The 20,060-nt window shown below is 55.6% G+C and carries 23 protein-coding genes and 1 tRNA gene; 8 read left to right on the forward strand and 16 right to left on the reverse strand.

The features are described from left to right. Positions 1–157: 157 nt before the first annotated feature. From SIC18_RS05440 to psbB, 7 genes are all read right to left on the reverse strand, one after another. A complete protein-coding gene (locus SIC18_RS05440; RefSeq protein WP_413430329.1) occupies positions 158–1,429 on the reverse strand; it encodes an FGGY-family carbohydrate kinase in 1,272 nt (423 codons plus the stop codon). 9 nt (positions 1,430–1,438) lie between these two features. Continuing rightward, positions 1,439–2,698, reverse strand: a complete 1,260-nt coding sequence (gene metK, locus SIC18_RS05445) for a methionine adenosyltransferase (RefSeq protein WP_413430330.1) — start codon at positions 2,696–2,698, stop codon at positions 1,439–1,441. Between the two features lie 37 nt (positions 2,699–2,735). Further along, complete coding sequence (locus SIC18_RS05450) at positions 2,736–3,527, reverse strand: HAD family hydrolase (RefSeq protein ID WP_048347985.1); 792 nt, start codon at positions 3,525–3,527, stop codon at positions 2,736–2,738. Positions 3,528–3,540: 13 nt separating this feature from the next. After that, a complete protein-coding gene (locus tag SIC18_RS05455) occupies positions 3,541–4,641 on the reverse strand; it encodes a 30S ribosomal protein S1 (RefSeq protein WP_048347986.1) in 1,101 nt (366 codons plus the stop codon). A gap of 101 nt (positions 4,642–4,742) precedes the next feature. Continuing rightward, entirely contained in the window at positions 4,743–5,219 is a 477-nt protein-coding gene (gene nrdR / locus SIC18_RS05460; RefSeq protein ID WP_048347987.1) for a transcriptional regulator NrdR, read from the reverse strand. Positions 5,220–5,352: 133 nt separating this feature from the next. Then, positions 5,353–5,448 (reverse strand): photosystem II reaction center protein T, encoded by a 96-nt coding sequence (locus SIC18_RS05465; protein WP_006854916.1) that lies wholly within the window; start codon positions 5,446–5,448, stop codon positions 5,353–5,355. A 21-nt stretch (positions 5,449–5,469) separates the two neighbouring features. Further along, positions 5,470–7,032 carry a photosystem II chlorophyll-binding protein CP47 gene (gene psbB / locus SIC18_RS05470; RefSeq protein ID WP_048347988.1) on the reverse strand — a complete coding sequence of 521 codons (1,563 nt, stop codon included), beginning with the start codon at positions 7,030–7,032 and terminating at the stop codon, positions 5,470–5,472. A 243-nt stretch (positions 7,033–7,275) separates the two neighbouring features. Between psbB and SIC18_RS05475 the strand changes: the two genes are divergently transcribed. Next, a complete protein-coding gene (locus SIC18_RS05475) occupies positions 7,276–7,743 on the forward strand; it encodes a 2Fe-2S iron-sulfur cluster-binding protein (RefSeq protein ID WP_048347989.1) in 468 nt (155 codons plus the stop codon). A 60-nt stretch (positions 7,744–7,803) separates the two neighbouring features. After that, a complete protein-coding gene (gene psbM, locus SIC18_RS05480) occupies positions 7,804–7,914 on the forward strand; it encodes a photosystem II reaction center protein PsbM (protein ID WP_048347990.1) in 111 nt (36 codons plus the stop codon). 28 nt (positions 7,915–7,942) lie between these two features. On the opposite strand, the gene SIC18_RS05485 is transcribed toward psbM, so the two are convergent. Then, the gene (locus SIC18_RS05485; RefSeq protein WP_413430331.1) at positions 7,943–8,791 is read right to left on the reverse strand and encodes a universal stress protein; all 849 of its coding nucleotides are present in this window, start codon (positions 8,789–8,791) and stop codon (positions 7,943–7,945) included. Between the two features lie 52 nt (positions 8,792–8,843). Here SIC18_RS05485 and SIC18_RS05490 point away from each other — a divergent pair, with 52 nt between their 5' ends. From SIC18_RS05490 to SIC18_RS05505, 4 genes are read left to right on the forward strand one after another with little or no spacing between them, the layout of a single operon-like run. After that, the gene (locus SIC18_RS05490) at positions 8,844–9,293 is read left to right on the forward strand and encodes an acyl-CoA thioesterase (RefSeq protein WP_413430513.1); all 450 of its coding nucleotides are present in this window, start codon (positions 8,844–8,846) and stop codon (positions 9,291–9,293) included. 29 nt (positions 9,294–9,322) lie between these two features. Beyond that, entirely contained in the window at positions 9,323–10,429 is a 1,107-nt protein-coding gene (locus tag SIC18_RS05495) for a DNA-processing protein DprA (protein ID WP_413430332.1), read from the forward strand. Positions 10,430–10,438: 9 nt separating this feature from the next. Beyond that, the gene (gene prmC, locus SIC18_RS05500; RefSeq protein WP_413430333.1) at positions 10,439–11,356 is read left to right on the forward strand and encodes a peptide chain release factor N(5)-glutamine methyltransferase; all 918 of its coding nucleotides are present in this window, start codon (positions 10,439–10,441) and stop codon (positions 11,354–11,356) included. Between the two features lie 3 nt (positions 11,357–11,359). Further along, a complete protein-coding gene (locus tag SIC18_RS05505) occupies positions 11,360–11,977 on the forward strand; it encodes a Sua5/YciO/YrdC/YwlC family protein (RefSeq protein WP_048347994.1) in 618 nt (205 codons plus the stop codon). A gap of 198 nt (positions 11,978–12,175) precedes the next feature. On the opposite strand, the gene SIC18_RS05510 is transcribed toward SIC18_RS05505, so the two are convergent. The 7 genes from SIC18_RS05510 to ctpZ form a co-directional block, all read right to left on the reverse strand. After that, positions 12,176–12,247: transfer RNA gene (locus SIC18_RS05510), tRNA-Thr, on the reverse strand. Then, a complete protein-coding gene (locus SIC18_RS05515; RefSeq protein ID WP_413430334.1) occupies positions 12,238–12,507 on the reverse strand; it encodes a response regulator transcription factor in 270 nt (89 codons plus the stop codon). Before SIC18_RS05515 ends, SIC18_RS05510 begins: the two co-directional genes overlap by 10 nt. A 6-nt stretch (positions 12,508–12,513) precedes the next feature. After that, entirely contained in the window at positions 12,514–12,798 is a 285-nt protein-coding gene (gene minE, locus SIC18_RS05520) for a cell division topological specificity factor MinE (RefSeq protein WP_048347996.1), read from the reverse strand. Positions 12,799–12,802: 4 nt separating this feature from the next. Further along, positions 12,803–13,618 (reverse strand): septum site-determining protein MinD, encoded by an 816-nt coding sequence (gene minD / locus SIC18_RS05525; protein ID WP_048347997.1) that lies wholly within the window; start codon positions 13,616–13,618, stop codon positions 12,803–12,805. Positions 13,619–13,649: 31 nt separating this feature from the next. Beyond that, complete coding sequence (gene minC, locus SIC18_RS05530) at positions 13,650–14,360, reverse strand: septum site-determining protein MinC (RefSeq protein ID WP_413430335.1); 711 nt, start codon at positions 14,358–14,360, stop codon at positions 13,650–13,652. 27 nt (positions 14,361–14,387) lie between these two features. After that, entirely contained in the window at positions 14,388–15,644 is a 1,257-nt protein-coding gene (locus SIC18_RS05535; RefSeq protein WP_048347999.1) for an HD domain-containing protein, read from the reverse strand. Further along, positions 15,641–16,939, reverse strand: a complete 1,299-nt coding sequence (ctpZ, locus tag SIC18_RS05540) for a carboxyl-terminal processing protease CtpZ (RefSeq protein ID WP_413430514.1) — start codon at positions 16,937–16,939, stop codon at positions 15,641–15,643. Before ctpZ ends, SIC18_RS05535 begins: the two co-directional genes overlap by 4 nt. 67 nt (positions 16,940–17,006) lie before the next feature. Here ctpZ and petB point away from each other — a divergent pair, with 67 nt between their 5' ends. Both petB and petD read left to right on the forward strand, forming a co-directional pair. Then, positions 17,007–17,663 carry a cytochrome b6 gene (petB, locus tag SIC18_RS05545; protein ID WP_006854932.1) on the forward strand — a complete coding sequence of 219 codons (657 nt, stop codon included), beginning with the start codon at positions 17,007–17,009 and terminating at the stop codon, positions 17,661–17,663. Positions 17,664–17,740: 77 nt separating this feature from the next. Further along, positions 17,741–18,223, forward strand: a complete 483-nt coding sequence (petD, locus tag SIC18_RS05550; protein WP_006854933.1) for a cytochrome b6-f complex subunit IV — start codon at positions 17,741–17,743, stop codon at positions 18,221–18,223. 75 nt (positions 18,224–18,298) lie between these two features. Here petD and SIC18_RS05555 read toward each other — a convergent pair whose 3' ends face one another. Further along, on the reverse strand, positions 18,299–19,753 hold the full coding sequence (locus tag SIC18_RS05555) for a glycoside hydrolase 100 family protein (RefSeq protein WP_048348470.1): 1,455 nt from the start codon (positions 19,751–19,753) through the stop codon (positions 18,299–18,301). Between the last annotated feature and the right edge of the window lie 307 nt (positions 19,754–20,060).

Here is a 20,060-nt window from a genome sequence, read left to right on the forward strand (position 1 = left end):
GCGGAGGTGAGGGTGGTGAAGTGGCTTAGCTAAAGCGTTGCCAGAGCAGGATGGCGAGCCGAAACCCGCTGAATCCCACATATCCGGCAAGCACGATGAACAGGCCAATGGCAAGGCCATCTCGAAGTCGGTTGGGCAAGGGTTCGGTGATGCTCGTTTAATTCTCCCTTAGATGAATCGTCTTGTCTGGTGCTTTCACAGCCTGTAGAGCTAAACGAGCGACGCCTGCAGCTGGAGGTGTGTTGCAACTGCGGATTGGAACGCAGAGTTGGCGCTCGCGCAGACGACGCCATTGAGGATTGCGCGCTCCGCCTCCAAGGGTCACGATCTTTTTCGGAGGATCAGCACCAAGGCTTGTGAGGAGTTGCCATCCCGCTTGTTCGATGGTCGTTAAACCCTCTAAGAGGCCGTGTAGATAAAGGGAATCGCTCACAGGCCGGGGCGTGAGGATGGGTTCAAGGTTGGGGTCATCAACGGGAAACCGCTCTCCGCATCTGGGAAGTGGGCGCAGCTGTAAGCCGCTGATTTGATCAGGATCGATTTGACGGCTTAGTTCAGCGAGGTCGATATCAGGAAAGAGTTGTTTCAGCACTGCAGCTCCAGCATTGGAGGCTCCTCCGCATAACCAACGCCCCCCCACGCGATGGTTGGAGGTCCCTGGCCATGGAGCGAGGGGCTGATCGGTGAATCGTTTCAGCACCAAGGTGCTTCCCAGCACTGTGATGCCCTCGTCGTCTTCTGCATCAGCGGTGAGAACGGCCGCGTTGGAATCGGTTGTCCCGGCTACAACGAGTAGATCTTCTGGCAGGTCTAGATCTTTGGCCCGTTGCGGCGAAACGGGGCCAAACACTGAGCCACTGGCGCGAATCTCTGGAAGTGCCTCCCACCAGGGTTGCCTGATAAAGCTGTCGGGCCACGATTGTTTGTTCAGGTCCCATCCCAGTCGAAGGTTGTTGCCTTCCTCCCCATAGCTCCAATCGTCAAGAAGCCAGCCGCTGATCCAGTCGGCTTGATGGCGAAGCAGGAGAGGGGCTTGGTGTTGTTCGACTAGGTGCAGCGCCCTCGCAAGGCTTCCGCTAGCGCTGGAAGCTGGTCCACCCTGTGGACTTAAGTCTCGGAGCTGATCCAGGACATTGGGGCATGCCAATGAATAGGGCAAGGCCTCAGCAAGGGGGAGGCCCTGTTGATCGCAGGCCAGCAGCGTTCCTGAGGTGCCATCCGCTGCGATGGCTTTGAGGCGATGGCGATAGTCAGGTTTGAGGCGTCCGATCAATGCGCAACATCGGTCGCGCCAGTCGAAGGGGTTGACCAGGCCGATCTGATAAGGCGCGCTTTCGGTCTGGAGTAGGGCACAGTTGCTATCGATGACAGCAATGCGGACACCGCTGGTGCCTAGGTCAATGCCGAGCACCAGCGGATCTTGGCTCATGTGTTGCGCTTAGAGGCTGCTTCCGGTTTGGATGCGGTTCGCTTCTGCCTGCTTCAGGGCTGCAGCTTTGTCATTGACGTCTTCCCAGGGCAAGTTCAGATCTGGACGGCCAAAGTGCCCGTAGGCAGCTGTATCGCGGTAGAAGCGCCCACCGTTGAGGGAAGGCATTTCCCGCAGCTTGAACTGCTCGATGATGGCGCCAGGACGGAGGTCGAAGTGCTCTTGCACGAGGTCGGTGAGCTCCGCATTGGACACCTTGCCTGTACCGAATGACTCCACAAGGATGGACACCGGTTTGGCGACTCCGATGGCATAGCTCAGTTGAACTTCTGCACGATTCGCAAGGCCTGAAGCGACGAGTGCTTTCGCCACATAGCGCGCGGCGTAGGCAGCGGAGCGATCCACCTTGGTGGGATCTTTGCCGGAGAAAGCACCACCACCATGACGGGCATAGCCGCCATAGGTATCGACGATGATCTTCCGACCCGTGAGACCGGCATCACCCTGTGGACCGCCGACCACGAATTTGCCCGTGGGGTTGACCAGATAGCGGCAATTGGCGCTATCGGGTTTGAGGGGTAGGTCTGCTGTCGCTGGCAGCACAACGTGGGTCCAAAGGTCCTCACTGATGCGATTGCGAACCTCCTGTTCATCGGTTAAGCCAGTCACCTCGGCGGTGTGTTGGGTTGAGATCAGGATGGTGTCGATCTCAACTGGCTTGTCGTTTTCATAGACAACGCTCACCTGGGTCTTGCCGTCAGGGAGCAGGTAATCGAGTGTTCCGTTATGGCGGACTTCGGCCAGGCGCCTAGCAAGCCTGTGGGCAAGGCTGATGGGCAAAGGCATCAGCTCAGGCGTTTCATTGCAGGCGTAGCCAAACATGATGCCTTGATCACCGGCTCCGACCTTGTCGAGGGGATCGCCAGCGTGATCATCGGCTTCATCAACGCCCTGGGCAATATCAGGGGATTGTTGGTCAAGGGCAACGAGTACGGCACAGCTGGTGGCGTCAAAGCCACCGGCTCGCGCGCCGCTATAGCCGATATCTCGGATCACATCGCGTACGAGATGGATGAAATCCACCTGGGCTTTGGAGGTGACTTCACCTGTGATCATGCACAAACCGGTATTCACAACCGTTTCGCAGGCCACCCGGCTCGTGCTGTCTTGAGCTAGTAGAGCATCCAACACCGCATCACTGACTTGATCGCAGATTTTGTCGGGATGGCCTTCCGTGACGGATTCGGAAGTGAAAACGTATCGACTCATAAGTGTTTAGGGCGTGGAGGGATTTTACGGGTTGCCCCTAATCAGCTTGTTCAACCCTTAGCTCTTGCCAGTGATGGATCAAATATTGATGGGATGTCAGGTCGGGGGTTCGATGCCATCCCGCTACGTACCCAAGTGCATAACCAATGCCTGCGCGGCGTGCCATCAGCAGATCTGAGTCTGCATCCCCGATCAGTGCGCATTGCGATGGATTCAAATTCAGCTGTCTGCACAGACCATGCACGGCGCCGGGGTCTGGTTTGCACGGGGTGTCATCAGCGCTCCAGATTCCGGTGATCAAGTGGCTCAAGCCATGGTCTTGAAGAAACTGTTCGATTCCATGCTGGGTGTCATTGCTGATCACGGCACAGATCACACCGGCGCGATGTAGCTCGTTAAGCAATTCCTTTGAGTGGGGCAAAGGGGGCCTGGGGCTCAGGCTTGCTTTTGTGGAGTGTTGTTTGTGGATACGGTCCACGGTGTCAAAGATCTCTTCTGCAAGCACGAGTGCTTGAGGCCAGCTCAGATCAAATAAACAGAAAATGGTTGCCGTGCTCAACAGATTGTGTTGACGGGAAGCGACGGCCAACGGTCCATCTGGAATCAAGCCGGAGTCGCAGCGGCCCATCGCGCGCTTAAGCAACCCCTTCAGTTGGGCTTGCACGTCGGTTGATGCGCCACGGGATGCAAAAACGCGAATAATTTCCTCAATCCTGGCGTCGGCCAGCTCAATGAGATGGGGTTCGCTATGGGAAAGGGTGCCGTCCTTGTCGAACAGCACCCCATGGATTAAGCCAAGTGAATGGTTTCTAAGAGATAAATGAGCCATGGGCTCATGCCGCTCAGACCATCATCGAGCTCAACGGCTCTTCTCCTTCTTCCGCTTGCTCAAGAAGCATCTGCTTGTAGCGAGCAGCCATTTCCTCAGCCTTGTCAAAGACCTTTTGAGGGTCTGTGAGCATGTCACCGGGTTCTGGCTCCAGAGCCTTGGTAGACAGTGAGATCCGACCGCGCTCAGCATCGAGATCGATGATCATCACCTTCATTTGATCATTCACGTTCAGAACGGAATGGGGTGTTTCGATGTGCTCGTGACTGATTTCGGAAATGTGAAGCAAACCGCTCACCCCACCGATGTCGATAAACGCGCCGTAAGGCTTGATGCCACGAACGGTTCCGATCACCACTTCGCCGACCTCAAGGCGATTCATCTTGCGCTCGACCAAGGCGCGGCGATGGCTGAGAACCAGGCGATTGCGCTCTTCGTCGACTTCAAGGAATTTGAGAGGCAAGAAGTCTGCAACCAGCTCTTCTTTCGGTTTGCGCGTGCTGATGTGGGATCCAGGGATAAAGCCGCGAAGGCCTTCCACCCGAACGAGCGCACCACCACGGTTGGTGGCGAACACTTCTGAATAAATGGTGGCGTCTTCTTTTTGCAGCTGCCGAACCCGTTCCCAGGCACGCTGATACTCGATCCGGCGAACCGAGAGAGAGAGTTGGCCGTCTTCGTTTTCTTCACTCATGATGAAGAATTCCCGAATCTCACCGGGTTGCAACACGTCGCTGAGACCTTCCACCCTGTTGATGGAGACCTCTTGGAGTGGCATGAAAGCGGCGGTTTTGGCGCCGATATCAATCATCGCCCCCTTTGTCTCCAGAGCGAACACTGTGCCGTTAACAATGTCGCCTGGCTTGAAGTTGTAGTCGTACTTGCTAAGCAGTGAGGCGAAATCGTCAATCGTGAAGCCTGCCCCATCCAAATCCTTAGGGTTGGCACGACTGCTGGGATCATCCGCGGTAGGAATGTCTTCCGGGATACTGAGATCTTCGTCCGTTCCGAAATCGGCTTGGTCCGCTGTGGCTTCGACGGCAGTGCTCTCGTCGATGGGAGTGGTGGTGTTCACAGCGAGATCCTGAGCCGGATCGGTTGGGGTAACAGTCATGGATGGGTGGCGGTCTGCCCGAGGACAGTGCGATAAAAATTGACCCTGCGCCCGCCGACAAAGGATCAGTAATTTTTAATTTTACAGAACAGCCTTGCTTTTTAGACGAGTGCGGCGAGTTCAGCTTTGTCTGCGTTCATCCCTTCAAGCGTGGAGACGAAATCGCTGACGCTTCGGAAGTGTCGATACACCGAGGCAAAACGCACGTAGGCGACTTCGCTGAGCCCCTTGAGATGACTTAGAACCAATTCACCAATCTCTGAACTGGTGATCTCACGGCTACTGCTTTGCTGAAGACTGAGTTCGAGATTGTCAACGATCTCTTCGAGCTTGCTGGGCGTTAACTCAGTTTTTTCGCAGGCTCGGCTTAGGCCGTGAAGCAGTTTGCTGCGGTTAAAAATCTCACGATGACCATTGCGTTTGATCACGGTGATTGGAACCATCTCTACCCGCTCGTACGTTGTGAATCGGAATTCACAATTCAGGCATTCACGACGCCTGCGCACACTTCTTCCACCCTCGGCAGCTCTCGACTCGAGAACCCGGCTATCTGTGTTTTGGCAGGAGGGGCACTGCATGCCCTAATCAATGCAATTTGAATAGTTCATATTGTATAGAACATGTGGAACCTTGAAAAGTGTTGAAGAAATAAAAATCTGATCTGAGCAATAAAAAACCCCGCTTTTAGCGGGGTTAGATCTCCTGGATGGACTACTTACCGATCTTCGGTGGATCGCGAAATGCGATTGCGAAGAACAAGGTGGCAATCGCCAGGCCGAGGATGAGGATGTAAGCGAAGCTTTCCATCGAGAGTCTCCTTGAGAGCGATCAGCTGAGGGGTGTGGATCCCGTGGGAGGAACATATCCCTCGGGTAGGCGACGGGTGGATTTGTCGCCGAGTTTTTGGAAGAGGCCGAATTCAACCTGTTCGCCAAGATCTGGATCGATTCCTGCGAACACGTCACGGTAGAGGGTGCGAGCACCGTGCCAGATGTGACCGAAGAAGAAGAGCAGGGCGAAAGTGGCGTGCCCGAAAGTGAACCAGCCACGAGGTGAACTGCGGAACGTTCCGTCCGAGTTATAGGTTTCGCGATCGAATTCAAAACCTTCACCGAGTTGGGCCTTACGGGCCAGACGTTTCACGTCAGCAGGATCAGTGAAGACCTTGCCATCGAGAGAACCGCCATAAACGGTTGCTGTAACACCCTTCTGTTCGAAGGAATACTTGGCTTCGGCACGACGGAACGGAATGTCAGCGCGAACGATGCCATCGCTGTCTTCAAGAACAACTGGGAAGTTCTCGAAGAAGTTGGGAAGACGACGGACTTGAAGTTCACGTCCTTCTTTGTCGGTGAAGACAGGGTGACCAATCCATCCGGTGGCCAGACCGTCTCCATTCACCATTGGACCAACCCGGAACAGACCACCTTTGGCAGGACTGTTGCCGACATAGTCATAGAAGGCCAGTTTTTCAGGTATCGCAGCGTAGGCCTCGTCCATGGAGGCTCCTTCGTCAAGGGCCGTTTGAACGCGGCGATTGATTTCTGTCTTGAAGTAACTCTGATCCCACTGATATCGAGTAGGGCCAAACAGTTCGACAGGAGTGGCGGCGGCGCCGTACCACATGGTTCCAGCCACGATGAATGCAGCGAAGAACACCGCAGCGATGGCGCTCGCAAGCACAGTCTCAATGTTGCCCATCCGTAAGGCCTTATAGAGGCGCTCCGGCGGTCGAGTTGTGATGTGGAAGATACCGGCAATGATGCCCACGATGCCTGCGGCAATGTGGTGGGCCACAATCCCGCCTGGATTAAACGGGTTGAAGCCTTCTGGTCCCCACGACGGTTGTACCGCTTCTAAATGGCCTGTTAATGAATATGGATCAGAGATCCACATGCCAGGTCCGAAGACACCTGTGAGGTGAAAGGCACCAAATCCAAAGCAACCAAGTCCCGCGAGGAGAAGGTGGATGCCGAAAATTTTGGGAAGGTCAAGAGCTGGCTCTCCCGTACGGGGGTCTTGCCAAATCTCAAGATCCCAATAGGTCCAGTGCCAAATCGCAGCGAGCATCAAGAGACCGCTGAAGACGATATGAGCGGCTGCAACGCCTTCGAAACTCCAGAAGCCAGGATCGACTCCCGTTTCTCCGGTGATACTCCAACCTCCCCAGCTTCCGGTAACGCCAAGTCGCGACATGAAGGGCATGACAAACATGCCCTGGCGCCACATGGGGTTCAGGACTGGATCCGATGGATCAAAAATTGCGAGTTCGTAGAGGGCCATCGAGCCGGCCCAGCCGGCGACGAGGGCAGTGTGCATGAGGTGCACGGCCAAGAGTCGGCCGGGGTCGTTAATGACGACGGTGTGCACCCGATACCAGGGCAATCCCATGGGTCAGGTTCAGGTGGAACGGAGCTGCTGATGCAGACAGACCAAGCGATCGTAGGGGGTTCGCTCAATTGAGTGGGGTGTGTTGTCGCGAGCTGCAATGTCTTGTGTTGGGCCTAATTGACATCTTTCCCCTGCAGTCCTGTCAGTGCTTCCGTCCCTTGTCAGACGCATTTAGGTCTGGCTGAGGGGGTTACAAAACGCAACCTTGGGGCGCAAAGTGGGCGTTTATTGCTGGAGCGCTCCATGCCAGTCATTCGTTTTCTGCGTGAAGGACGTGATGTGGAGTGTTATCCAGGTGAAAATCTTCGCGAGGTCGCTCTGCGCGAAAACATCGAGCTTTACGGCTTGAAGGGTCAGCTCGGGAATTGTGGTGGATGCGGTCAGTGCATCACCTGTTTCGTCGATGTTGTGGGATCCGATGCCGACGCGCCCTTGACGGCCAGAACCGGTGTTGAAGACAACAAGCTCAGGCGACGTCCTGAGTCCTGGAGATTGGCTTGTCAGGCGCTGGTCGAGCAATCCGTGATCGTGCTGACACGCCCGCAAGTTCGACTGGCTGAACTCGATAAGAAAAAAGCTGCTGCTCTCGCGGAAGCCCTGCCAGCAGGGCCAACTGCATGGCCGGTTGTCGAGGGCGCTGACGACGCTGAAGAAGGGGCTGAACAGGAGACTGCTGCCGATTCGGCTGCTACGCCCAGTGACGAGGGGTGAGCTGAAGTTCATCGTGGCTGCCGAACGATGATACGTTCGGCCTTGCACCATTAATCCCCCATGGAAACCAACGATCTCGGCTTCGTTGCCAGCCTCATGTTCGTCCTGGTTCCGACGGTGTTTCTGATCGTCTTGTTCATCCAGACCAACAGCCGACAAGGTTCCTCATGATCAGCTGTTGGTTCGAGACTGGTCCGCTTCAGTTCTTTTCTGGCTCGCGGACCAGAAGAACCGGAGCAGGCGCGTGGACTCGGATGTAATCGCTGATCGAACCGCCAAGGAGCTTGTCTAGATCCACGAGGCCTCTGGCTACAAGGGGCCGCCTGTCTTGTGATGCGATCACGACGAGGTCGGCACCAATGTCTTCGGCTGCTTGGCAGACCCCTCGGCCGATGTCCGGATTCGCCATATGCATTGGTTTGAGTTCAACGCCCAGGCTGCGAGCGCGTTGAACCGCGGCAGCAAGCAATCCATCGGCTTTGTTGTCTCCGCCCCGGGAGGCCGATAGGTCTTGCCTCGCAATGTGAACTCCGGTGAGCTGTCCGCCTGGGATGTCGCGAACCATTTCACAGGCAATCCGAAGAGCATCGTCGCCAACTCCAGTTCCGTCAATCGTCACCATGAGGCGATTCACGTGGCGGACGTAGAGGTCGTCACGGACCAGCAACATGGGGCGTGTTGAAAGTTGGAACACGTATTGGCTGGTGCTGTTGGACAGGATCGACTGCAGGCGACCAAGGCCTCTTGATCCCATCACGATTAAGTCGGCATTGAGTTCTTCAGCCACCTTCAGAACGGTTTGCTTGGCATCCCCTTGGCGGATGATCGAATTCACTTCATTGGGGTCAAGCCCTAATTGGCTCACAGCTTTTGCAAGCAGGCTCCCAGCGGTTGTCCAATGATCTTCTGCGTTGACCTTGCCTTGCTCGGAGACGACGTGGAGCAGGTTGATGCGAGCAGTCCTGAATCCTGGAAGGTCCCGCAGCATCCTCACCATTTCTCCGACATGCCCTTTGCCGGAATCAGCAATCAGAAGATTTTTGAACACGATGAAGAGTTAGGTCTGCGTCAGCCTATGGCTGATGCACCAGACCGTGCTGATGGTGATTGAGAGCGTTACGCGTCTTCCTTGGCAATTACACAAGCGTGTGCTGCCACAGCACACAGATCATGGCGGTGTGATGTGGCACGGCGCCTATGTCGGTTGGTTGGAAGAGGCCCGTGTGGAAGCACTTGCGGCTGTGGGGCTTCCCTACCGATTGATGGCGCTTGAAGGGTTGGAGATGCCAGTGGTGCGCTTGGAGATGTCTTACAGGCGGGCCCTATTGCATGGTGATCAGGTTGTGCTTGAAAGTCATGCGCTTGCGCCTGAGGGCCCTCGCTGGCGTTGGCAGACGCGCCTGTTGGGGGCCGATGGTGATTGCGCTTTCGAGGCGCATGTGGAGTTGGTGTTGGTCCGTCTCGGCGGTGGACGACGCCAGGTTTTGCGCCGACCGCCGCCATCCGTTGCCACAGCGCTAGAGCGATTGACCCAGGGGCCAGGCCAATGACGTGGTAGTACTAATGTTCTTGCGGCGGGTTGTTGGGAGAGCGTGGCTGGTGGTGGTTATGGATCTCGTGCCCCGGACTGGGTGTTGCCAGGATTAGGGCGCTGAGGGCTGTTGCTAAAGCCCATCAGGCGACCTTGGCCGATCTGTGGTCATGGCCTCTTGTGCGTTTGCAAAAAGCGCTTTGCTGGCCCGACTCCTTGATGGCACGTGTCGAGTCTTATCGGCTGACCCAAGGGGCTCTCCCCAGCCTTTTGGTTCCAGACAATGCTCTGTTCCCCCTGGATTTGGACTGGCCGATCGCATTCGACTCGTTGCAGCGCCCTCCTCTTGCTGTGCACTGGTCGGGGCAGAAGCATTGCTGGCCTCTCTTATCAGCTCAAAAGGCTGTCGCTGTGGTGGGAACGCGCCGACCATCAGATCATGGCTGTCGGATGGCGCATGCTCTTGGTCAGTGCCTCGCCCGTGCTGGTTGGCCCGTGGTGAGTGGTCTTGCCGAAGGAATTGATGCCACCTCTCATCATGGGTGTCTTGCAGCGGGTGGACTTCCAGTTGGTGTGTTGGGTACGCCGTTGGATCGTGTGTATCCGCCTGAGCATGAGGCCCTGCAGGCTCAAGTCGAATCTGCTGGCTTGTTGTTGAGCGAATGTCCTCGCGGAGCGCGGGTGCAGAGATCCAATTTTGCTTTACGCAATCGTCTTCTCGTCAGTGTGTCTTGTGCCCTAGTGGTGGTTGAGTGCCCTGAGACAAGCGGCTCACTGCTATCAGCCCAGATTGCTCACACTCTGGATTGTCCTGTTTGGGTGGTTCCAGGGGATGCGCTGCGTTGGTCTTGTCAGGGCAGCAACGGTTTGTTGCAGAAGGGGGCAACACCCTTGCTATCGCCTGAATCCTTGGTTGAGGCCCTAGGTCCGGGACCGCTTGCGGCCGCGAGGACTGCGTCGATCACATTGGACCGATCCCCGTCTTCAGTTGATCGGAATCCCTTGCTTCTGCGTGGCGTTGATGAAGGGCTCACCCTTGAGCAGCTCTCTGCAGCACTCAGCTGCAATCCCAATCAATTGGCGCATGAGTTGTTGCAGCTCGAGCTCGCGGGTGTTGTCGAGCCCAAGCCTGGACTGCGTTGGCGGTCCGTTTAACCTTCTTCAATGGGCGTTATCCGCTGCAAGGGAACAGATCTACTGATGTGGAGGCGTGAGCTGATTCGTCAGGGTGGACGCCCTGTCGATTTGGATTGGCTGCTTTCGATGGCCGCAGATTGCTCGTGGAGTGATCTTCAAAAGCTACGAATTTGCCCAGATGTTGAGATCGAGCTGAGTTCCTCCTTGCAACAGCTCACCGATCTTTGGGTTCAACATCGCGATCAGCACATTCCTCTTCAGCACTTGGTTGGCATGTGTCCATGGCGAGATCTTGAGCTGGAGGTGTCGTCGGCTGCCTTGATTCCCCGCCAAGAAACTGAGCTGCTCATCGACTTCGCTTTGCAGTGTTTGCCGGAGGATGCGCGCGTTGGGGAAGGCGTCTGGGCCGACTTGGGAACAGGCTCGGGAGCTTTGGCCGCGGCTCTTGCCCGTGTTTTCCCTCGCTGGCAGGGCCATGCTGTGGACTCCAGTGACAGTGCGCTTGCTCTTGCTAAACGCAATCTGATTGCCCTAGCTGGAGAAAGTGGTTGGCAACTCCATCTCGGCAGCTGGTGGGAACCGCTCAAACCATGGTGGGGGCAGTTGGACCTGGTGCTCAGCAATCCGCCTTACATCCCAACGGCTGTGATGGATGAACTTGCGCCAGTTGTTAAAGACCATGAGCCTCATTTGGCTCTTTGTGGTGGTGAGGATGGACTCGACTGTTGCAGGCAGATCATCCGAGATGCAAGCAGAGCACTAGCTCCAGGCGGATGGATCCTCCTGGAGCATCACCATGACCAGAGTGCGATGGTGCTGAAGTTGCTCAGTGATGCAGGTCTTGAACGGCCAGAAGCCCGTGATGACCTTCAGGGCATCCCTCGCTTTGCTCTTGCGCAGCGGTCTTGCGAACCTGTCGTTTACGACCGACCAGCAGAGGGATGAATGATGACGATCAATCCCCTCAATCTGTTCGATCGCGATGGCATCGAAGCGCATTTGCGTGCTGGCGGCGCAGCCTTACTGCCAACAGACACCCTCCCGGCATTGGCTTCGATGCCAGAGCATGCGGCTCAAATTTGGAGATTGAAAAAACGGCCACAGGACAAGCCGTTGATCCTGATGGGTGCTGACGTTGATGCGTTGTTGTGTCATGTCTCCCCCGCTGCCCGAGCCGATGCCATTGCACTTGCGCAACTGCACTGGCCAGGGGCCCTCACCCTGGTCTTGCCAGCCTTTGGTCCCTGCGCAGAGACTCTCAACCCTGGATGCGCAACCCTTGGTTTGCGCATCCCAGCTTGTAAGCCCATGTTGGATCTTCTGCGTTGCAGCGGTCCGCTTGCCACGACCAGTGCCAATTTTTCGGGAGAGCCAGCCAGTCGAACCGAAACGGAGGCGGCTGACGCATTTCCAGACTTGCCGTTGCTGGCACCAATCCCTTGGCCAGCCCCTTCCTGTCAAGCGAGCTCGGTGATTGCTTGGCGAGGACCTCAAGACTGGCATTGCCTGCGCAGAGGCGCTGTGATGCCAGTAGGTGTGGTGAGCCTTCCCGAATGCTCTGGTTAATCGCTGCGTTGATTTTGCTCCAAACGGCCATGCACTGGCTGTATGAACCGGTGGTCCAACTGCTCACGCCATTGGTTGGTTTCAACCTGCTCCCATGGATGATTGTCTTCGTTGGGATCTGGATCTTTACAGGTCGTTCAATCCGATGACCCACCGTGCAGAAGAAGAGCTGATCGTGCCCTTACAGATCGTGTCTGAAGCCGGCTAACGGATTTGAACCGATGACCTTCGCTTTACAAAAGCGCTGCTCTACCACTGAGCTAAGCCGGCATTGTTGGGAGTTTAACGCTGCGCGTTCTTGTGGACTCTTCATGGGTTCTGAGCCACCACATTGAAAGCTCAAGTCTCGAACGGCAACCACTTTTATCGAGAGCGTTGCTGATGTGACTTTCCACAGTGCGGATGCTGACCACCAGTCTCGAAGCGATGGCCCGATTGCTAAGCCCCTCAAGGAGGAGTTGGACCACGGTGGTTTCTGCGGGGGTGAAGCCTTTCTCAGTCATAACGTCTGAAGATGCTTCTAGAACCATTCCCCGTTAATCAGATTTGGGAGGAGCTGAAGCAATAGGTCGACGAAACGGCAAGTTGGCAACTAGGGCCGTTACACGATCCTCGGTTTCCAGGCTCACATCCCCTTCCTCTAGGTCGATGTCGACGTATTTAGCCACCACTTCAAAAATTTCACGACGCATTTGGTCGAGAAGCTCAGGGCTTAGGTCGCTGCGGTCGTGGGCCAGAACAAGTTGAAGCCTGTCTCTGGCAGTACTGGCACTTGCTGGTTGACGCCCAAGCAATTTGTCGACAAGGTCACGGAGAGTCATCAGCTCAGAAGATCTTCGTTTGCATCAAGCGGCGCACTGTGGCCCGTAGGCCCGAACGCTCCTTGGAAGGATCCAGCAATGGAATGTCTTCGCCTTGAAGACGGCCAGCAATATTGCCGTAGGCCTTGGCTGCTGGTGATTTTGTTCCATTCAAGGTGAGAGGTTCGCCCCGATTAGTGCTCACGATCACCTGCTCATCTTCCAGCACTAGTCCGAGCAAGGGGAGGGCCAAGATGTCGGTGACGTCATCCACAGCGAGCATCTCTTGATTGGCCATCATTTTCGGCCTGACTCGGTTGAGGACGAGCTGGACTGGTGTCACCCCGTGGGTGTTGAGCAATCCGATCACGCGATCTGCATCTCGTACTGCCGACACTTCAGGCGTGGTGATCACAATGGCTTCCCGGGCAGCTGCAACGGCGTTTTTGAAGCCGTCTTCAATGCCTGCGGGGCAGTCGATCAACACGTAATCAAATCGTTTTTCCAGCATGGAGGCAATGGCCTGCATGTCTTCCGGTTTGAGCCACTCGAGCATTCGAGGGTTGCCAGCCGGTAGCAACGCCAGATTGGGGACTTGCTTGTGCTTTACGAGGGCCTGGTCCAAGCGACAGGTCTCGGCTAAAACCTCCTGTGCTGTGTAGACAATGCGATTCTCGAGTCCAAGCAACAGATCAAGGTTGCGCAAACCGAAGTCAGCATCCAGAACTACAGTGCTGGACCCAAGCTGGGCAAGGGCAATCCCCAAGTTGGCCGTCAGGGTGGTCTTCCCAACGCCCCCCTTGCCGGAGCAGATCAAGATCGTTCGCGAATTTGACGTCACGTTGTCGCGGTTGATGTGGCTAGGTTAAGTGTTAGTGCCCTTGTTTGTTCGAATCAGCTGAAAGCTTCTGCATCAGTAAGTCACTGCGGGGATCAGCAGGTTCGATTGCAATCTCTCCATCCACAATCCGCGCTTCCTCCGCTAGTCCAGGTTGAGGTTTTTCCTCTGGTCCTCTAGCGACTAGATCTGCGATTCGTAGCTGAAGCGGTCGGAGCTGTAATGCCGTAATGCGGGCGTTTAAATCACCCTGAACCCCCGCGTGGGCGCATCCACGGAGGCGTCCCCAGATCAGGACGTTCCCTCCTGCACTGATTTGAGCGCCTGGATTGACATCGCCAATGAGCAAAACGTGATGGCGTGCTTTGAGATGGTCACCCGATCGCAGGGTCGCTCGATGGATTAACAGGGCTGGAGCCTGCTGGTCTTCGCGACTTTCAGGATGTGGATCAGCGAGCTGCGGCGACATGAGCTGAGCTGGAATGCCAAGCGCATTGGCGCTGACCACAGTGTGTGGATTGCAGCTTTTGATCGACAGCAATCGACATTGACGGTCCTCAAGTTGAGCTTGCAAGGCAGAGAGCACTCGGCAATTCAGCAACCACTCCCCGCTATCCAATTCAAGATCCTTGCCCTCAAGACCATTGAGTTGGTCCGCCAAGGTGTCCTGCCAAGGGATGTGCCGGTTGGTGGGCAAAACCAGGCGATGGCATGCAGCTTGAGAGGTCTCTTGGGTCAAAGCCACCGACGTGATCAAGGGTGGAGGCTGACGTTAGAGGTGCGCCAGGTATTGGCCCACCTTTCGTTTCAGTTCCTGACTGATCTGTTTTGGATAGATCAGCCAGCTGGTGCTGGCCGGTTTGCTCAGGCTTCTAACGAGTTCTGAGCATTGCTCAAGCGCTTGAAGTTGCTGGCCATTCCAAAGTCTTAGGCCCCCGCGATAGGGGTGATAACCATGCAATTGTTGATGCCGTAGTCCGCAGCACAAACTCGGATCTAAACCTTCCGCTTCAGCTAATCCCCTGGCTAGGGCCAAGCATTCGAGCTGTTTCTCTTTTGAAAGACTGTCTACATCGAGGGCTTTCAGGAGTCGTCGGTTGAGAAACCGATCACACAGCTCAGCGAGTGGGCGAGGAGCTTCCTCTCGCCAGCGCAACAAGTGATAGCCAGTTCGCAGGTCATCGTTAGCAAGGTAGGACTCCAGGTCGAGCTCATGGGCAGACCAAAGCCAGCGCTGCATCGTTGAATCTGTCCAGACATCATCGGGACCAAGCTCACGGGCTAGACGGATCATTTGTTCCAGCAGCCAATTGCAGACCACATTGAGGCGGTGGTTGTAAACACTGCGGTACATCAGGTTTCGCACCACGAGGTAGTGCTCGACGGCCATTAGACCCTTGGGATGAATCGCGAGTTCCCCATCTGGCGCCAGGGTGAGTGCAGCCAGGATTCTCTCTAAATCAAGCTGGCCATAGCTCGTCCCTGTGCTGTAGCTATCGCGCAGCAAGTAATCGAGTCTGTCGCAGTCGAGTTGGCTGCTCACAAGGTCCTTAATCACCCTGCGTTCTGTGCTGCCGTGCTCTAGAAGTGCGGCCACGGCCTCTGAGCTTCCCGGTTGGAATCGTTCGAGTGGCTCCTGGATCGCCGGGTGCTCTCGAACAATGCGTGCGGACCAATGTTCATGGTGGGTGCCAAACATTTCCTCGCCGGTGTGGCTCAGGGGCGCATGACCCAAGTCATGGAGCAGGGCTGCTGCATAAAGCACGCCACGATGACGTTCCAGCGATGGATCCATGGCCAACAAGCCCTGAAAGGCCTGTCGTGCGATGTGGAACACGCCAAGAGAGTGGGTGAACCGGCTCGATTCAGCGCCGTGGAAGGTTAAAAATGCAGGCCCGAGCTGGCGAATGCGCCGCAGCCTTTGAAAGGGAGCTGCGTCAACGAGCTCGAGCACCAGCGCTTCTGCTGGGTCGTCTGTATTGAGCGCGATGCCGCCATGAAGAGGGTCGTGATAAGTGCGGCTACTCATGCCGTTGCTGCGATCTCCTCTTCATGGCTGAGCTCAGTTGTTGGGGGAGATTCCGCAGTCTGTCGATCGATGATGGCTTCCAACACTCGTGCGGCATCCGTCAGCCAGCGGTCTCCTTCTCCACCGGGATTCAGCGGCTCGGGCTGATCTAGCAAGCGATCTGGGGTAATTCCTTGCCCCTGAATGTCACGTCCGCTTGGGGTGACATAGCCGGCCACAGTGACGGCCAAACCACTGCCATCGCTCAGATTGGTGAGGGTCTGAATGAGTCCTTTGCCGAAGGTTTCACTGCCGAGTAGGAGTGATCGATCATTGTCCTGAAGAGCCCCCGCGAGGATCTCGCTGGCACTCGCGGTGCCAGCGTTGACCAAGGTCACCATCGGACCGTCGTACAACGTGATTGGGTTCGATTGGATGGGATCAGCAATTCCATCTCGATTGCGTGTTTCCACAATTGGCTCTTGGTCTAGGAAGGCGTCAGCAACAGCGAGTCCGCCGCTGACGAGCCCTCCAGAGTTGTTCCGAAGGTCAAGTACGACCCCTTCCACCCCTTTGTCGGTCAGTTCTTGCAAGGCTTCTTGCACTTGCTTTGGTACGCCTTCGCTGAATTGTGTGATTCGAAGATGGCCAAGGGTATGGGTGTCACTGCGAAGACGGCGTGTTCGCACTGGGCGCAGGTCAACATTGCGTCGTTCCAGTGTGAGTTCTTCCGTCTCTCCATGAGGGGGTTGCACAGTCAGCAAAACCTGTGTTCCTACATCCCCTCGCAAGCGTGCCGCTGTGGTTTCAAGTCCAAGCAGAGCGGTTGATTCTCCGTTCACTGCCAGCAGCGCCGCGCCGCTGACCACGCCAGCGTCAGCGGCGGGTGACCCCTCGAGTGCCGCGATCACAACGACTGAATCTTCATCGTTGTGATGGCCAAGTTGAAGCCCTACTCCACTCAGGCTTCCCGAGTTGCTGGATTTCATGACGGAGTAATCGTCAGGTCTCAACAGACGTGTGTAGGGATCATCGAGGGGCTCAAGCATGGCTTCGATGGCGCTGTAGGCCTGCTCGCTGGTTTCGATCTTCTGCTCGAGAGCCTTCTGACGCAGACGCTTCCAGTGAATTCGGTCGAAAGTCGAGGGGTCGACATAGCTCTGATTCACGAGGCGCCAGGTTTCAACCACCAACTGCTGGGCATCGTTGAGAGCCAGAGCAGGCGCTGGAATTAAGAGGCTGCAAAGCAAAAGGGAGGCCAAGCCAGAGGCCAGCTGCCGCAGGCCTTTTCTCATGTAATTAACAATCGGCAACATCAGCTTCATTCTGTCGCGTCGGCTGGAGCGTCATCGGTAGACTCTCGCAATCCAAACCGACCTTTGCATGGCGAACTCCTCACCTGTCTACGACTGGTTCCAGGAACGTCTTGAAATTCAGGACATCGCTGATGATTTCAGCACCAAGTACGTTCCGCCCCACGTCAATATTTTCTATTGCCTGGGCGGCATCACGCTTGTTTGCTTCCTGATTCAGTTCGCGACCGGGTTCGCGATGACCTTCTATTACAAGCCAACTGTGGCTGAGGCTTACAGCTCAGTTCAGTACCTGATGACCGACGTGAGCTTTGGCTGGCTCATTCGCTCCGTTCATCGATGGAGTGCCTCAATGATGGTGCTCATGCTGATTCTGCATGTCTTCCGTGTTTACCTCACAGGTGGCTTCAAGCGTCCCCGTGAACTCACCTGGGTAACCGGTGTGACCATGGCTGTGATCACGGTTTCCTTCGGAGTGACCGGCTACTCACTCCCTTGGGATCAAGTTGGTTACTGGGCCGTCAAGATCGTTTCGGGAGTCCCCGCTGCCATCCCGGTGGTTGGTGACTTCATGGTTGAGCTGTTGCGCGGTGGAGAAAGTGTTGGCCAGTCCACACTCACTCGCTTCTACAGCCTTCACACATTCGTGATGCCTTGGTTGCTTGCAGTCTTCATGCTCATGCACTTCTTGATGATCCGTAAGCAGGGCATTTCTGGTCCTTTGTGATCCATTTCAGTTGCTTTACGCACTGATTCAAGTTTCGGACTTTCCCATTTACCGTTCGTTCATTACTGCTTCGCACCATGCATATTCTCAAGAAGCCTGATCTCACCGACCCCAAGCTGCGGGCGAAGCTCGCTAAAGGCATGGGTCACAACTACTACGGTGAGCCTGCATGGCCCAATGATCTTCTCTACATCTTCCCTGTCGTTATCCTTGGCACCATTGCGTGCATCGTTGGTCTCTCTGTATTAGATCCAGCCATGCTGGGTGACAAAGCTGATCCGTTTGCCACACCGCTTGAAATCCTCCCTGAGTGGTATCTCTATCCGGTGTTCCAGATCCTTAGGGTTGTTCCTAACAAGCTTCTCGGTATTGCATTGCAAACCTTGGTTCCTCTTGGTTTGATGCTCATTCCATTCATTGAGAGCTTTAACAAGTTCCAGAACCCATTCCGCCGTCCTATCGCGATGGCAGTGTTCCTGTTCGGTACAGCTACCACCATCTATTTGGGAATCGGTGCTGCGATGCCTATCGACAAGTCACTAACCCTCGGTTTGTTCTAAACCAACCACTCTCAGACAAAACCCCTAGCCCATGGCTGGGGGTTTTATTTTGTGCTGTTTTTTTGAGCTGTTGTTTTATGAGCTCGGTCCGTCAAGGTCGAGCATGTCCACATCATCAGGCTTCACCCGAAGGAAGTGATGGAGCAGTAGAAATCCAACGATGGTCCAGGTTTGATAAGTGCGTGATTGCTGGCCCATCCAAGTGCCTGTGGGCCCATCGAAATATTCAGCCCATTGTTGTCTTGGCAGTTGGTTGAGCTGGCTCCAGTAACAATCTTCAAGCATCGCCTTCATCTGCCCCATCAGGAGGATGTCTGCATTGGGGTGACGGCGTTCATGGAGAAGAATCGAAGCTCCGAAATACCAAAGAAGGCTCGGCCAATGGCCACCATTGTGGTAACTCCACGGCCAGTTCTTAGGGTCGGATCCGGTCTTGTTTTGCCACTCCAGCGTTTCCATGGGTGGGTGGCAAATCCGCATTGGCATCTGTGCCATCAGATGATTGCGGTTGTGAAGCGTGAGCCGAAACAGTGCACGCTGTTGCGGTGCTGTGAGAAGTCCGAAAAGACAGCCCAGGGAATTGCCAAGACTGTAAAAGCGGAAATCGGGTCGGCCGGTACGGATGTTGCCGATCAAATAGCCACCGCGGTTCTCAAGCCAATCCTGCAGCCAATCAGGGATCACTTGTGGCTGCACGTTGAATTCGTTTTGGTGCTGATTGTCGCCGTATTGCTCCGTGGGCCTTCGTCTTAAAACTTGCATCGTTTTACTGGTCACCCAGTAGTGCTTCAGCAAAAATTTGCGGAGATCATGAATCCACTGGCGTGTGAGCACCAAACGTTGATCGAGCAGGCGACTGTTTTGATTCCGTAGGCCGAGCTCCATGAGCTGGGAGCAGCAACGAAGGGAGGCATAGAGGAGCACTTCGACTTCAAGGGGTGCACCCCATACGTCCATGGGGCGATCGATCATGAACGCACAATCCGGAACAAACAGCACCGGTGTGCCCTCAAACGTGGGGTGAAGAACGAGGTCCAACAACAGTTGGACCCCTCGCTGGACGCCTGGGGTGGATCCAAATTGTTCGTCCCCACTGGCTTTGACGTACATCCAGCAGAGGATTGGCCACCAGAGACTGGCGTCGACAGATGTGATCCGTCCGATTGAACGTTGGCCGTAATCGGCAATGAGCTCTCCGTTCTCCTCAACAAAACTTGTTGGGAATACACCACGGGTCTGATAGGTCGTGCTCTGCAGGTCGAGGCAGATCTGGAGAAACTGCTTGACGACTTTGAACCTTTTTTGCGTCAACAGGTAGACCATCACTGGCACGTTGTCGCGCAGGAAGATCTCCCCGTAATTGAGGGCCTCGTCATCACGAGGGTGTTGGAGAGCAGCAACGCTTCCTGCCAGGCTGCCAGCAATAGGAATCAGCGTGCGTTCGAAATGCTCTTTGGCCTTTTGAACGACCTGATCTTCTTTGGAGCTGGGACGGACCCTCTGGTTCTGTTGGCTGAAGCGTTCGGCCATGGTGCTTTTGCGACCATTGCTCAAAACTTAGTGATGGACTTTGCTCTGGCCAGTGGAAGCAAGTCTGGAGATGCTCTCAACCCCGAAAGGTTGCAATGAGGGTGCGCGGTGGGTTATGTTTTTGGACTGCGCGGGGGAGTCACACTCCGAGGCGCAGCCGAGGGACGCAAAGAGCGAAAGCTTGAAGTGTTCAGCGGGTGCTTACGAGGTTGGGGGAGAGATCCCACGATGTTGTAAGTTTCACAGGCGGTCGCGAGACCGCAGGCCGACCGTTTCTGAAAGGGAACGCAAAGCCAGAACCTGGACA

Source organism: Synechococcus sp. Cu2B8-bc1011 (genome assembly GCF_047302735.1).
Classification (GTDB): Bacteria; Cyanobacteriota; Cyanobacteriia; order PCC-6307; family Cyanobiaceae; genus Synechococcus_C.